This window comes from Priestia sp. 10L35 (assembly GCF_056395685.1).
Genome location: NZ_JBFTKA010000002.1, coordinates 905701 through 920450, shown reverse-complemented (window position 1 = coordinate 920450; position 14750 = coordinate 905701). Strand labels below are relative to the sequence as shown.

The following is a 14750-nucleotide window of genomic DNA, read 5'->3' as shown; positions in this document are numbered from 1 at the left end:
GGAAAAGGCAGATAAGTTATACTAAATAAAAAGTAAATTGTAAACAGAGGAGTAGCAGCAATGAATCAAAAACAGCTCGATATTTTAGGGCATACGCACCAGCTTTTTATGGAAAAAGGATACGTAGACACTTCGGTACAAGATATATTAGAAAGAAGCGGTATTTCAAAAGGAACATTTTATAAATATTTTTCATCTAAAAGCGAACTGCTTCTCTCATTACTTTCGTCTTTACAAGAATCACTTATTCTACAAAGAGAAAAAGTAGCCATTGAATATAAAGGAGACAATCAGAAGGTATTTGAAGAACAGATAATTTTTATGCTGAACTTTGCAGAGCAAAACAAAATTCCTGAAATGATTGAAAGTACACTCGTTTTAAATGAGATCAAAACATTTCAATATATAGAGGAGTTAAAAACAGCAACATTCAACTGGATATATGAACGTTTGCAGCAGATTTTCCCGTCTAAGACTTTTCCTTATTTATTTGATGGAGCTGTGCTGCTAGAAGGAATGCTTAACAATATATTTAAAATGAATAAAGCACTAAACTATCCATTGCCTATTGAACAAATTGTCCGTTATTGTATGAAGCGTATAGAGGAGATCGTAATCGAAGTAGCAGAACAAAAAGAACAGTTATTTAATCCTTCCGTTTACTCTGCGGTATTTAATGAGAAAACAGAAAGTCATTTTTCGACTGAGCTTACGCGCGTAACCGCGAAGTTAAAACGGGTGATTGAAAATAAACTAACAAATGAAGAGGAACAAAAGAAGAGTCTTGAATTTGTGACGTTTATATCTGATGAATTACTGCAAAATGATACGGAGCCTCGCACATTTATTATTCAGAGCTCTCTTTTATCGCTAGAGAAAATCAATACTCTCGCACAGACCAAAGAGTTAGAGGAATATAAGGAAGTCGTAACTACTCTGACAAGACATGCTTCATAATTTAAAAAGCACATGAGCTAAACTAACAGTCAAGGCTCTGCGCCGTCTAAGAAAGAGAAGGTTACCTATAAAACATATAAGCAGCCAGTTGCCGTTATGATAGGTGACTGGCTGCATGGGATGAAAAAGGTGAGGGTGGAGACAGACATAATACTCTTGTTAAAACTGTTTAAATTCTTTCCCTTTGATAGAAAATAGCTCCTTCATTCTTAAAATCAAACGTGATATAGTTTACTAACCTTTGCATTCACTTAACTAACTTATAGGGGTAACACTTAAGAAAGAATCAACAACGATGGAAACAGCTCCTAAAGCAGGTGCATTTTTTCCTAACGAAGAAGGCAATAGTTCACATTTATTGTCTAAATGAGAATGGACTCTAGAAGAAACTTCGTTTTTAATTGTATTTAAAACAATGGGATGAGATTCAATTATATGATTTCTCAAGATAACAGCTTCTACATCAAATGTATTAAGAATATTGGTTAATCCAATCCCAATATAAAAGCCAAAGTTTTGAAGTGCATTTAACATTTCTACATCATTTTTATTTGCGCGTTCCACAATCTCTTTTCGAGAAATATTCTTATCTTTTTGAGAGAGCGAAGCCAGTAATGCTTTTTCAGAAGCATATAATTCCCAACAGCCTCGATTTCCACAGCTACATTTTGGGCCATTAAAATCTATCGTCATATGACCCATTTCCCCAGAAAAACCCTGAACACCTTTATACAATTCGTTGTTAATAACAAGTCCAGTTCCAATTCCGACATTAATACTGATGTAAACGATGTTTTCGTAGTTTTTTGTCATACCAAACACTTTTTCACCGTATGCTCCTGCATTAGCTTCATTTTCAACAAAAACCGGAACATTAAACTCACTCTCAATTAAAAACTGCAAATCTTTGATATTCCAATTTAAGTTAGGCATAAAAATAATTTGCTGATGACGATCTACAAGACCTGGAACACAAATCCCTATTCCCACTAGACCATAAGGGGACTCAGGCATATGGGTTACAAAACCATGAATAAGTGCAAATAAAATCTCTTTTACTTCACTAGCGGAAGAACTAGACAAGTCAGAAGTCTTCTCGAGAATAATATTTCCTTCTAAGTCGGTTAGAATTCCATTAAGATAGTCGACTCCTATATCGATACCGATCGAGTAGCCTGCATTTTTATTAAAAACAAGCATTACAGGTCTTCTGCCGCCTCTGGATTGCCCTGCCCCAATTTCAAAAATAAAATCTTTTTCAAGCAGTGTATTTACTTGAGAGGAGACAGTAGACTTGTTTAATCCTGTAATCTCAGAGAGAGTTGCCCTGGAGATAGGGGAGTTCTTTAAAATTTCATCTAATATTAATTTTTGATTCATTTTTTTTACTAAAGCTTGATCTGCAATTTGAATAATAACCACTCCTTTGTTTATCTATCGAACTAAGTTGGTGTTTTTTGAAGCTTAAATTAGATATTTAAAAGTATCATATCTAATATTATAACTAAATTTTCTAAAAAAAACATTGAAATAAACATTTATTTTGTATATGATGAAATAAAGTTAGTTTATTGGATAAACAAACTAACTGAATCAAGATAGTTAATGGATAAACTTGTTCACTTAAATCGAAGGGGGAAATGACAAATGGTCCAAACTAGTACTAATAAAATTAATTATTTTGAAAGCGTAAACAAAGTTTTATACGAAGGTAAAGATTCTAAAAATCCTTTAGCTTTTAAATACTATAATCCTGAAGAAGTAGTAGGCGGTAAAACAATGAAAGATCAGCTGCGTTTTTCTGTTGCTTACTGGCACACGTTTACAGCAGATGGTACGGATCCTTTTGGTGCAGCTACTATGCAAAGATCTTGGGATAGATATGATGGAATGGATTTAGCAAAAGCGAGAGTTGAGGCAGCTTTTCAACTTTTTGCAACATTAAATGTTCCATTCTTCGCATTTCATGATCGAGACATTGCTCCTGAGGGCAGTACGTTGCAAGAAACAAATAAAAATCTTGATGTTATCGTCACTATGATCAAAGAATATATGCAAACAAGTAACGTAAAGTTATTATGGAACACAGCGAATATGTTTACAAATCCCCGGTTCGTTCATGGTGCAGCTACTTCTTGTAATGCAGATGTATTTGCTTATGCGGCGGCTCAAGTAAAAAAGGGGCTTGAAACAGCAAAAGAATTAGGCGCAGAAAATTATGTATTCTGGGGCGGCCGTGAGGGATATGAAACACTGCTTAACACAAATTTACAGTTAGAGTTAGATAACTTAGCTAGATTTATGCATATGGCTGTAGATTACGCAACCGAAATTGGATATACGGGGCAGTTTTTAATTGAACCTAAACCTAAAGAGCCTATGACACATCAGTATGATACCGATGCAGCAACAACTATTTCATTTTTAAGACAATACGGATTAGATAAATACTTCAAACTTAATCTAGAAGCTAACCACGCAACGTTAGCTGGGCATACATTTGAACACGAATTACGAGTAGCTAGAGTACAAGGCTTCTTAGGATCAGTGGATGCAAACCAAGGTGACCCTCTTTTAGGCTGGGATACAGATGAATTCCCAACGGATTTATATTCTACAACGCTAGCAATGTATGAAATCCTGCAAAATGGAGGGCTGGGAAGCGGAGGATTAAACTTTGATGCCAAAGTACGCAGAGGTTCTTTTGAACAAGACGATTTACTCTATGCTCATGTAGCAGGAATGGATGCGTTTGCTCGAGGGTTAAAAGTAGCACATAAATTAGTAGAAGATCGTGTTTTCGAAAATGTTATCAACGAGCGCTACAGCAGCTTTAAAGAAGGAATTGGGCTTGAGATTGTGGAAGGAAAAGCTAACTTCCATACACTGGAGCAGTACGCGTTTAAAAATCCGAATATTGTGAATAAGTCAGGAAGACAAGAACGATTAAAGGCCATTTTAAATCAATATATTTTGGAAGTTTAAAGGACAAACGAGAGTAGAAACAATTCTACTCTCGTTTATAAACGCGGAGGTATCAAGATGAAATATGTAATTGGAATTGATCTAGGAACAAGCGCCGTAAAAACGATTTTAGTTGATACAAAAGGCAAGATTTGCGCTGTGGTTTCTAAGAATTATCCTCTCCTTCATGAAAAAACAGGGTATAGTGAACAGAATCCAGAAGAATGGGTTCAGCAGACGGCTAGTGCTTTAAGTGAATTAATTGCTAACGCTAATATAAAACCCGAAGATATAGAAGGAATTAGTTATTCTGGACAAATGCATGGCCTTGTGATGCTGGATGAAAACTATAACCTATTACGTAACGCCATTTTGTGGAATGACACAAGAACAACAGAACAATGTCATCATCTTTATAAAGTCATTGGAGAAAAACGTCTTTTAAAGATAACAAAAAACCAGGCTTTAGAAGGATTTACTCTTCCTAAGTTATTGTGGGTAAAAGAGTATGAACCGGCTATATTTGAAAAAACAGCTGTATTTATGCTGCCTAAAGATTATTTACGCTTTAAAATGACCGGCTTTATTCATAGTGAATATTCAGATGCTGCCGGTACATTATTATTAAACATCAGCAAGAAAAAATGGGATGATGAGCTTTGCCAATTAACAGGAATCAATATTAATCTTTGTCCGCCACTAGTTGAATCTAGTGAATGCATAGGCAATATTAGTGAAGCGTTCTCTCAAAAAACGGGATTAGCCACTTCAACGAAAGTATTTGCAGGTGGAGCTGATAATGCTTGCGGAGCAATTGGCGCCGGCATTTTATCATCAGGGGAAACACTATGTAGCATTGGGACATCAGGTGTTGTTCTTTCTTATGAGGAACGAAGCGATAGAGACTTTGATGGAAAAGTCCATTATTTTAATCATGGAAAAGAAAATGCCTTTTATACGATGGGTGTTACGCTATCTGCGGGGTACAGTTTAGGCTGGTTTAAGGACAATTTCGCAAAAAACGTCACGTTTGAAGAATTATTGGCTGACCTAAAAAATGTCCCAATCGGCTCAAACGGCCTTTTATTTACCCCTTACTTAGTCGGAGAACGTACACCGCATGCAGATGCTACGATTCGCGGAAGTTTTATAGGAATGGACGCCTCTCATAAAAAGAGAGACTTTACGCGAGCGGTTATTGAAGGTATTACGTTTTCTTTAAATGAGTCAATTGAAATCTTTCGAGAAAGCGGAAAGGAAATTACGTCTATTGTATCAATTGGCGGAGGAGCAAAAAATGATCATTGGCTTCAAATTCAAGCAGACGTTTTTAATGCAAAAATCGTAAAGTTGTCTACTGAACAAGGCCCAGCGTTAGGAGCAGCCATGCTAGCAGCTTATGGCTGTGGCTGGTATAACTCATTGGAAGAGTGTGCAAACGTATTTATTACCTCGTCGAAAACATATTATCCTAATGCAGAACATGTACAAGTCTATAAACAGCTTTATGAATTATATAAAGAAGTCTACCTTCAAACAAACGACTTAAGTAAAAAGCTAGGCGAATTTAAAAGGAAATAATAGGTTGCAAAATATGCAACCTTACTTTAAAAAGAAACTTCATATGAAAGTAGCTTGTATCAATTGATTATGGTTGTATATCGATATACCTGACACAAAAGGAAGTATAGAAAATGCTGTAGTAAGATTTGATTCACTAGAAAAATACGTACATTGGAGGGGAGGATAAGAGCAGTTAGTCGAATAGACGACGAAAATTTCTTTTGTGTTCCAAGAATTTGAAAACGTATTCAAATAAGTGCGAACTCAGTTAGAAATAGAACTTCTACTGTTACTTTTAACTAACTGCTTTTAACAACGCATGAAACAAAATCGAAACTCATTATATATTTTTTCTATTACCTTAGTTGCCGCTATCGGAGGGTTACTGTTTGGATATGATACAGCTGTAATATCTGGAGCTGAAGAATCATTAAAGGTGTATCTTATTGACAGCTTAGGGTTAGGATCTTTAGCACATGGTGTTACTGTATCAAGTGCTTTAATAGGATGTATTATTGGAGGATTGGTATCTGGTTATTTTGCGACGAAACTAGGACGCAAACAATCACTTATACTAGCAGCTATTCTTTTTATAGTCTCAGCGTTAGGCGCTTCTTATCCTGAGTTTTTATTTTTCACAAAAGGGGAACCGACACTCTCTTTGTTACTTGCTTTTAACTTCTACCGCATTATAGGTGGGATTGGTGTTGGCTTAGCATCAGCCATTTGTCCCATCTATATAGGAGAAATTGCACCGGCAGATATTCGCGGCAGATTGGTATCGTTCAATCAATTTATGATTATTTTTGGAATGTTAGTCGTTTACTTCGTGAATTGGGGTATTGCAAATGGGGAAACCTTAGAATGGATTAATGATGTAGGTTGGAGATACATGTTTGCTTCAGGAGCCATTCCAGCTTTACTCTTTGTAGCACTCTTGTTTTTAGTTCCTGAAACGCCTCGCTACTTAGCTATACAGAATCAAGATCAAAAAGCTTTAGCCATACTAACTAAAATTAATGGATCTTCAGAAGCGAAATCAATTTTAGAAGATATTAAACAAACAATTTCTACCAATGTTTCGTCTGAAAAATTATTGGCATATGGAAAATTAGTTATCGTTGTAGGTATACTGCTTTCTGTATTTCAACAGTTTGTAGGAATCAATGTAGCTCTATATTATGCTCCGCGTATTTTTGAAAGCATGGGAGCAGCTAAAGGTTCTTCTATGCTGCAAACTATTATTATGGGATTAGTAAACGTTATTTTTACAGTAATTGCAATTTTGACGGTTGATCGTTTGGGAAGAAAACCTTTATTAATAACAGGGTCTATCGGAATGGCCATTGGAATGTTCGGTGTAGCAAGCATGGCTTTTTCAAACATCATTGGTATAGGGACGCTTGTATTTATCATTATTTATACAGCTTCCTTTATGATGTCATGGGGACCAATTTGTTGGGTGCTCATTTCAGAGATTTTTCCTAATAAAATTAGAGGTCGTGCTGTAGCTATTGCCGTAGCTGCTCAGTGGGCGGCTAACTATTTTATTTCCTCTACATATCCCGTGATGATGGAATATAGCGGAGGATTAACATATGGTTTTTACGGTTTAATGAGTATACTTTCTGCTTTGTTTGTCTGGAAATTTGTTCCTGAAACAAAAGGTAAAACTCTCGAACAAATGGAAAATATGTGGAGAAAAAAACTAGGGGCTTCAAAGAGTAAGAAGGCCATATAACCATTGAGCTTTTACTTAGAGAATAGATGAATATAAAAATTTCAAAAACACCTAAACTATCTTTAGGTGTTTTTAATATGTAATCTTTATGAAGAAAGTGGATAGCTTTTTTAAAAAATATTGCTATAGTGATAAGTCTCTTTGAAAATAGAAATATAGTTTTCTTTATGAGGAGTGTTTCATCGTAAATATAAATAACGGTGCAATGAATTTACAAAAAATCTGGGGGTATCCGCTATATACGGAATATCCTAAAGAATTAAAGTATGATCATGCTTCCTGGGTTCCCGCGTATCAGAATCGGAAAATGATTGATTGGATGTTTCAGCAGGTCAAACAAGCAAATCAGTAAGTGTTAAAGCTCAATACTTCATCTAGTACTTATAAAAAACTCTTTCAGTTAATAAAAACTGGAAGAGTTTTTTCCTTTTATTAGGATAGTCACAAGGCACCTTTTATTCCCCACAATTACCCAAATATGTGACGAATTTATGGTAAAGCCATTTAAACTAGATAAAAAGCGCTTCAAGTGTGATGAATATCACACCTTTTAATGATACAACATGATAATTTTTTAGGAGTAAGCAATATGTCATGACAAACTTCAATATGTTAGGAGGTTATTAGCCTTTTGATCTGTTGAGATGCATCTCTAATATGAACGTTTATATACCATTATTATGTACAGAGGTTTAGAAGAAGGGAGCCTGAGCTTAGGTGAGAAAGCAAAAATCAATGCATATTGGCAAGTTAATCATTCTCTCCGTATTCATCACAATTTTTTTAGCAGGCTGTGATAGTCGTTATTTGATTTTAAATCCGCAGGGGGCGGTGGCTCAAAAAGAATACCAGTTAATTATTTTTTCTATAATTTTATGCACAATTGTTGTTATTCCTGTTTTAGGTCTGCTTGTGTATATCGTTTTACGCTACCGTGATAAGCCTGGAAACAAGGCTTCGTATCGGCCAGACTGGGACGATAGTAAGCGTCTTGAATTTATTTGGTGGGGCATCCCCATTATTATTATTAGTATTTTAGGTTTCGCTACGGCCAAGACGACGTATGACTTAGTAGATCCGCCGAAAAAAGATGTAAAGCCGCTAACAATTGAAGTAACATCCCTTGACTGGAAATGGTTATTTCAATATCCGGATCAAGATATTGCGACAGTGAACTATGTCAACATTCCAAAAGATGTGCCCGTTCAATTCGTGCTAACGTCAGATGCACCTATGAATTCTTTTTGGGTACCCGAGTTGGGAGGACAATTATATACCATGCCGGGAATGGCAATGGGGCTTTGGCTGCAAGCTGATCACAAGGGAGAATATTTTGGTTCGGGTGCTAATTTTACGGGTGAAGGGTTCGCTCATATGAACTTTAAAGTTAAATCTACATCGACAAAAGAATTTAATCAATGGGTAAAGCAAGTGAAAGAAACATCACCAGCTTTAACAAAAGCTGATTATAGCAACCTTGCCCAAAAAGGTCTTTCTCTAGAAAAATCGTATTCTACCATTCCTAAAGGCTTATTCCAAGAAATTGTCATTAAAAACGGTGGTCAATATTATAGTCAGCATCACCATATGAAAAATGAAGACATGAAGACTATGAATGTGGCTTCTGAAGAACAAGTACATGCACAGCATGAGCACCAGGAAGGAGGAAAATAAGTTGTTAGAAAAATTAAAAGATTTTTCATCTCATTTTTTTGTGACAGGAGAACCGATGATTTACGGAGCAGATGTCGCCATTTTATTAACATTAGCCGGTATTATTTTTGTTCTTACGTATCTTAAAAAATGGAAGTGGCTATGGCGTGAGTGGCTCACAACGGTGGATCATAAAAAAATTGGTATTATGTATATGCTTTCTTCATTATTAATGCTGTTTCGAGGCGGAGTAGATGCATTATTAATGCGTATGCAACTAGCATTCCCTCAGTGGCATTTTCTAGATTCTAATCATTACAACGAAATTTTTACTACGCACGGAACCATTATGATTCTATTTATGGCAATGCCGCTTATGTTTGCGTTCTTTAACATTGTTGTACCGCTTCAAATTGGAGCAAGGGATGTCGCCTATCCTTTTTTAAACGCGGTAAGCTTTTGGCTATTTTTCTTTGGCGCCATGCTTTTCAATTTGTCGTTTGTAATCGGCGGCTCGCCAGATGCAGGATGGTTGAGTTATCCTCCGCTTTCTGGCATGCAGTTCAGTCCTGGACCAGGTCAAGATTTTTATATTTGGGGCATTCAAATATCAGGTATTGGCAGCTTGGCTTCTGGAATTAATTTTATTATGACTATTTTAAAAATGCGTGCACCGGGCATGAAACTTATGCATATGCCCCTATTCACGTGGTCCGTTCTAGCAAGCTGTATTATTATCATTTTCGCGTTTCCTGTATTAACCGTAACGCTTGCTTTATTGTTTATTGACCGCTTCTTTGACGGACACTTATTTACTATGACCGGCGGAGGAAATCCGATGATGTACATTAACTTAATTTGGATGTGGGGACATCCTGAAGTGTATATCGTTGTACTTCCTGCATTCGGCATTTTTTCTGAAATCGTTGCAACGTTTTCTCAAAAGAAGATATTTGGCTATAAGTCTATGGTTTTTTCAATGATGATTATTAGCGTTCTATCGTATTTCACATGGGTACATCATTTCTTTACGATGGGTGCAGGTGCTAATGTGAATGTGTTTTTTGCTATTACGACGATGGCTATCGGAATTCCAACGGGTGTTAAAGTGTTCAACTGGTTATTTACGATGTTCCGCGGCCGTATTCAAATGACGCAGCCAATGCTATGGACAATTGCTTTTATCCCGTGTTTTGTTGTGGGAGGAGCAACGGGTGTTATGCTTTCAGCAGCTCCCGCAGACTATCAGTATCATAATAGCTACTTTTTAGTTGCACACTTTCACCAAGTGTTAATTGGAGGCGTTGTATTCGGCTTTTTTGCAGGTTTGTACTATTGGTGGCCAAAAATGTTTGGCTTTAAATTAAATGACCGTCTTGGTAAATGGGCGTTTTGGACATGGAACATTGGTTTTTATGTATGCTTCATGCCTCAATACGCATTAGGGTTTATGGGAATGACGCGCCGTATTTATACGTACGACTTTGACATGGGATGGGGACCGCTGAACGTTATCTCTACAGTCGGAGCTTTCTTTATGGGCATAGGGTTTATCTTTCAAGCATGGCAGATTCTTCATGGCATTAAGTACGGAGAACGAGATGTAACAGGGGATCCTTGGAATGGACGTACATTAGAATGGTCCATCCCTTCACCGCCGCCGCACTACAATTTTGCAGTGATTCCAACAGTAACGGGGCAAGATGCGTGGTGGACAATAAAAGAAGAAAGAAAAAAGAAAAAAGCGAAGGAAACAGCTGCTTTCTCTCCGATTCATATGCCTAAGAATTCAGGTATTCCATTTATCATGTCGGTTTTCTGGTTCATTGCTGGTTTTGGCTTAACGTTCCACTGGGTGTGGATGGCGATATTCGGTTTGACAGGAGTCGGAGCTTGTTTACTAGTTCGTTCTTTTCAATACAACTCGGACTATTATATTCCGGTGGATGAAATTCGACATACAGAAGATTCAGTAGGGAGGGTTGGCTGACATGGCTTATGCGACAGCGCACCACGAAGAACATCATGATGAACATGATGAAGGAATCAAAGTTATGGGTTTTTGGCTTTTCCTCGTAACGGACTGCATCTTATTTGGAGCATTATTTGCTACGTATGCCGTTCTTGTTAATCATACTGCGGGAGGCCTTACAGGAAAGGAATTTTTTGAAGTTCCAGGATTTGTTTCTGAAACGTTTATCTTATTAACGAGCAGCTTTACGAGCGGATTAGCTGTGCTGAGCATGCACAAGGGAAAAATAAAACCTTTAATTGGCTGGCTAATCGTAACTCTGCTTTTAGGTATGTGCTTTGTGGGCCTTGAAATTCATGAATTTCAAACAATGGTTCATGAAGGAGCAACCATTTCCACCAGCGCATTTTTTACAGCTTTCTATACGCTAGTTAGTACGCACGGGCTGCACGTTTCTGTCGGCATCATTTGGATGATTTCAATTACAATCCAATTAAAACGATATGGAATTACCTCTGTAACAAAGCGAAAAGTGACGATTATCAGCTTATACTGGCATTTTCTTGATGCTGTCTGGATCTTCCTTTACACGGTTGTGTATTTAATGGGGGTGATGTAGATGGAGAACCATGGATCGTTAAAAGCTTATACAATAGGATTTATTTTCTCGATTATTTTAACCGTTATTCCTCTGATGCTGGTATTAAACCAAGTATTTGCTAAAAATATATTACTAGCTAGCATTCTAGGAATGGCCGTGCTTCAATTTTTCATTCAACTGTTTTTCTTCATGCATATTAAAGACGGAGAGAAGCCCCGTTATAATGTGATGGCTTTAATACTTGGAATCGTTTTTGTTATTACGATTGTAGCAGGATCGATTTGGATAATGACTTTTAACTCTCAAGTTCAATAAAAATGGAGCAAGGAAAGTTCTTTATAAACGAAAGACAAAGGAGAGATTATGATGAATATGGCTTATCGTAACATCCTCGTAGCAGTAGACGGTTCTGTAGAAGCAGAGTGGGCATTCAAAAAAGCAGTTAACAGTGCGAAAAAAAATAACGCTCATTTAATAGTTTGTCACGTTATCGACATACAGGCGTTAAGTCCATCACCTTATGCATTCTATACAGATACACGCTTTCAAGATGCAGAGAAATTTGCTGAAGAACTTTTGACCAACTATAGTAACCTAGCTCTTAAGGCTGGAGTAACGAAAGTCGAGACATTAATTGAACACGGTTCTCCTAAAACAAAAATATCTAAAAAAATTGCTCCCGATAAGCACGTTGATTTAATTATATGCGGTGCGACGGGGCTAAACGCCGTAGAGCGCATTTTAATCGGAAGCGTATCTCAGCATATTTTACGCTAGCCAAATGTGATGTGTTAATTGTTCGCACTCCTAAAGAAGCCGAAGAAGAATCAAAGCCTTTACAAGTGGAACTAACAGAGTAGCAGAACAGAAGAAAAAGAACGCTTATTGTTCACAGTAAAATACAAAGCTCTCACCATTTATTTAAAGAGGGGGGGATAAATGTATCTTAGTTAAAAGAAGATCTGAACGAGGAATCGAGATTCTTAATAAAGAATTCGACTCGTTCGGATTTTTTTATTGTGATGGTAAACGTAGATTTCAGGTATGCAGCTGTTTTTAGCTGTTGATTGAAGGGGAAAGGTAATGAAAGAAAAGTGAGGATAATAGAGCACATCAAGCATGTTTACTAAAGAAGAGGACGGGAAGAACAAGTATATAGAAAACTTTTCCTTAGTTGGTTAAGGATTCATTCATAAAGGAGTCATAAAGGAGTGACGAATATGTCAAAACTAAATAATCCATTAACTCAATATTTCCATGAAGACTATCCAAAACAGTATCAAGAACCGCCCGGTGTACAAAAAGAAATGAACGTCATCCCGGACTGCGGGGAAAACAGTTACATAGGTGCAGGTAAATTAAAAGGCAGAAAAGCTCTTGTGACGGGCGGAGATTCAGGTATTGGCCGGGCAGCAGCGATCGCTTACGCAAGAGAAGGTGCAGACGTTGCGCTTAATTACTTGCCACAAGAGCAAGCAGATGCAGAAGAAGTACAAAAGCTTATTGAAGCAGAAGGAAGAAAAGCCGTTCTCATACCTGGTGATGTAGGCGAAGAATCTTTTTGCAAAGAGCTAGTAGAAAAAGCTTATAAAGAATTAGATGGTTTAGATGTTCTAGCGCTCGTAGCTGGCAAACAGCAGGCAGTAGAAGATATTGCTGATTTAGAAACGGACCAACTGCGCAAAACCTTTGAAGTAAATGTATTCTCTTTATATTGGACCGTAAAAGCAGCGCTGCCTTATTTACCGGCAGGTGCTTCTATTATTACAACAAGTTCTGTACAAGGCTATAGCCCAAGTCCTAATTTATTAGACTATGCAGCTACAAAGTTTGCCATTAACGGATTCACTCGCGGACTAGCCAAGCAATTAGCTCCAAAAGGTATTCGCGTCAACTCCGTTGCTCCAGGACCTATCTGGACGCCGCTGCAAATTTCTGGAGGGCAGCCAAGCGACGCTATTCCAGGCTTTGGACAAGATACACCGTTGCAGCGTGCTGGTCAGCCAGTAGAGTTGGCAAATGTATACGTATTTTTAGCTTCAACGGATGCAAGCTACGTAACAGCTCAAGTTTACGGGATTACAGGCGGAATAGAACTAGCTTAACTCAAAAAAACACGTGCAGTTATGAACTGCACGTGTTTTTTTGAGTTATGGTCTTTTACCTTTTAAAGTCTGTACACAAATGTAGCTAAGCGTAGCGAATAACGCTGTAATAAATGCTGAGTGAGACAGTGTAGCAAAGACATTTAAACGAGACATGACAACAAAGATACCGCTGAATACTTGAGCAATGGTTAAAGCAACCGCAATGATGGACGCGTAATAAATATCACGGCGGGTTTCTTTGTACTGTTTGATGGCAGATACCATAATCCAAATGATAAGAACAAACAGTACAAGAGCAGCAAATCGGTGGGCAAAATGAATACCTGTTGTTCCTGAAAGTTTTGGAATAAGCGTATTGCCATAACAAGCAGGAAAGCTTGTACATGCTAAGCTTGCACCTTTGTGACGCACATATGCACCTAAATAAATATCGCAATAGATAAATATAAGCGTAAACCATGCGAGCCCTTTAAATTTGCCTGTGACCGCTCCTTTAATAAAATGATCCGAACGGTCTTTTTGAATAACAAACATGGAAAGCAAAAATACGCCGGTAAACGCAATAAGCGAAAGACCGAAATGAAGCGCTAGCGCTTCAGCTGACTGAGGCCAGATAACTGCAGAAGCCCCGAGTAATGACTCAATAACGATAAATGCAATACTCATAATCGCTAAAATTTTCACTTCACGGTTTCTGCGGTAACGAATCCAAGCCCAAATAGAAAATGCCAAAACAAGAAGACCTGCAAATGCCGTAATCAGACGATGCGTATATTCAATCATTGTTGCTACCGCGTATTCGGGTATTAACTGCCCGTTACACAGCGGCCACTCGTTTCCGCACCCTAATCCAGATCCTGTGGTTGTGACCAGACTGCCGGCAATCATTAAAATAAACATAACAATCGTTGTAAATATAGCTGTTATTTTAAATAAATTTCTCATACGTTGACTCCCTTTGCTGAGTTACTAATTATGACTATAGATTTGATGAATACGATAGTCAAGTAGTAGAGCGTAATTAACAAATAACTGTCACAAACTCGCACATGTTTCCCTTAAAATTTATGTCAGAAAAGCTTTCTTCATTAAATTTTGTAATGGTTTTTTCCTTTTAAACGATGCAAATATGGTTCCATACATAAGATATAAAAAAATTATATTAGTGATTTTATACAATTTGCAAAAAAA

General features: G+C 37.3%; 12 protein-coding genes and 1 pseudogene. 11 read left to right on the top strand and 2 right to left on the bottom strand.

The genetic code is table 11. The features are described 5' to 3' along the window. Positions 1-60: 60 nt before the first annotated feature. Positions 61-957, top strand: a complete 897-nt coding sequence (locus AC1DEF_RS10650; protein ID WP_318331270.1) for a TetR/AcrR family transcriptional regulator — start codon at positions 61-63, stop codon at positions 955-957. A gap of 255 nt (positions 958-1212) precedes the next feature. Here AC1DEF_RS10650 and xylR read toward each other — a convergent pair whose 3' ends face one another. Further along, on the bottom strand, positions 1213-2370 hold the full coding sequence (gene xylR, locus AC1DEF_RS10645) for a transcriptional repressor XylR (RefSeq protein ID WP_255255756.1): 1158 nt from the start codon (positions 2368-2370) through the stop codon (positions 1213-1215). 234 nt (positions 2371-2604) lie between these two features. On the opposite strand from xylR, the gene xylA reads away from it, so the two are divergent. The 10 genes and pseudogenes from xylA to AC1DEF_RS10595 all read left to right on the top strand — a co-directional run bounded on the left by xylA (position 2605) and on the right by AC1DEF_RS10595 (position 13556). Further along, entirely contained in the window at positions 2605-3942 is a 1338-nt protein-coding gene (gene xylA / locus AC1DEF_RS10640) for a xylose isomerase (RefSeq protein WP_097823688.1), read from the top strand. 57 nt (positions 3943-3999) lie between these two features. Further along, positions 4000-5502: a xylulokinase gene (xylB, locus tag AC1DEF_RS10635; RefSeq protein WP_097823687.1), complete on the top strand. Its 1503-nt coding sequence runs from the start codon at positions 4000-4002 to the stop codon at positions 5500-5502. A 301-nt stretch (positions 5503-5803) separates the two neighbouring features. Further along, the gene (xylE, locus tag AC1DEF_RS10630; RefSeq protein ID WP_477727363.1) at positions 5804-7225 is read left to right on the top strand and encodes a D-xylose transporter XylE; all 1422 of its coding nucleotides are present in this window, start codon (positions 5804-5806) and stop codon (positions 7223-7225) included. 205 nt (positions 7226-7430) lie between these two features. Beyond that, positions 7431-7577: a hypothetical protein gene (locus AC1DEF_RS10625; protein ID WP_157842273.1), complete on the top strand. Its 147-nt coding sequence runs from the start codon at positions 7431-7433 to the stop codon at positions 7575-7577. Positions 7578-7960: 383 nt separating this feature from the next. Next, positions 7961-8899 (top strand): cytochrome c oxidase subunit II, encoded by a 939-nt coding sequence (locus AC1DEF_RS10620; RefSeq protein ID WP_097824366.1) that lies wholly within the window; start codon positions 7961-7963, stop codon positions 8897-8899. Between the two features lies 1 nt (position 8900). Further along, positions 8901-10868 (top strand): cytochrome aa3 quinol oxidase subunit I, encoded by a 1968-nt coding sequence (gene qoxB, locus AC1DEF_RS10615; RefSeq protein WP_043981921.1) that lies wholly within the window; start codon positions 8901-8903, stop codon positions 10866-10868. 1 nt (position 10869) lies between these two features. Continuing rightward, on the top strand, positions 10870-11469 hold the full coding sequence (gene cyoC, locus AC1DEF_RS10610; protein WP_043981922.1) for a cytochrome o ubiquinol oxidase subunit III: 600 nt from the start codon (positions 10870-10872) through the stop codon (positions 11467-11469). Continuing rightward, complete coding sequence (cyoD, locus tag AC1DEF_RS10605) at positions 11470-11766, top strand: cytochrome o ubiquinol oxidase subunit IV (protein ID WP_097823686.1); 297 nt, start codon at positions 11470-11472, stop codon at positions 11764-11766. Between the two features lie 51 nt (positions 11767-11817). Further along, positions 11818-12311: pseudogene (locus AC1DEF_RS10600) on the top strand (universal stress protein). Between the two features lie 360 nt (positions 12312-12671). Then, positions 12672-13556, top strand: a complete 885-nt coding sequence (locus AC1DEF_RS10595; RefSeq protein ID WP_013056577.1) for an SDR family oxidoreductase — start codon at positions 12672-12674, stop codon at positions 13554-13556. 45 nt (positions 13557-13601) lie between these two features. Here the strand turns inward: AC1DEF_RS10595 and AC1DEF_RS10590 are convergent, their stop codons facing one another. Beyond that, on the bottom strand, positions 13602-14504 hold the full coding sequence (locus AC1DEF_RS10590; RefSeq protein ID WP_097823685.1) for a COX15/CtaA family protein: 903 nt from the start codon (positions 14502-14504) through the stop codon (positions 13602-13604). Between the last annotated feature and the right edge of the window lie 246 nt (positions 14505-14750).

What these genes read in the sequence shown, in the direction of transcription:
- AC1DEF_RS10650 (WP_318331270.1), top strand. Translation starts at nt 61, where the DNA reads ATGAATCAAAAACAGCTCGATATTTTAGGGCATACGCACCAGCTTTTT.
- xylA (WP_097823688.1), top strand. Translation starts at nt 2,605, where the DNA reads ATGGTCCAAACTAGTACTAATAAAATTAATTATTTTGAAAGCGTAAAC.
- xylB (WP_097823687.1), top strand. Translation starts at nt 4,000, where the DNA reads ATGAAATATGTAATTGGAATTGATCTAGGAACAAGCGCCGTAAAAACG.
- xylE (WP_477727363.1), top strand. Translation starts at nt 5,804, where the DNA reads ATGAAACAAAATCGAAACTCATTATATATTTTTTCTATTACCTTAGTT.
- AC1DEF_RS10625 (WP_157842273.1), top strand. Translation starts at nt 7,431, where the DNA reads ATGAATTTACAAAAAATCTGGGGGTATCCGCTATATACGGAATATCCT.
- AC1DEF_RS10620 (WP_097824366.1), top strand. Translation starts at nt 7,961, where the DNA reads ATGCATATTGGCAAGTTAATCATTCTCTCCGTATTCATCACAATTTTT.
- cyoC (WP_043981922.1), top strand. Translation starts at nt 10,870, where the DNA reads ATGGCTTATGCGACAGCGCACCACGAAGAACATCATGATGAACATGAT.
- cyoD (WP_097823686.1), top strand. Translation starts at nt 11,470, where the DNA reads ATGGAGAACCATGGATCGTTAAAAGCTTATACAATAGGATTTATTTTC.
- AC1DEF_RS10595 (WP_013056577.1), top strand. Translation starts at nt 12,672, where the DNA reads ATGTCAAAACTAAATAATCCATTAACTCAATATTTCCATGAAGACTAT.
- AC1DEF_RS10590 (WP_097823685.1), bottom strand. Translation starts at nt 14,504, where the DNA reads ATGAGAAATTTATTTAAAATAACAGCTATATTTACAACGATTGTTATG.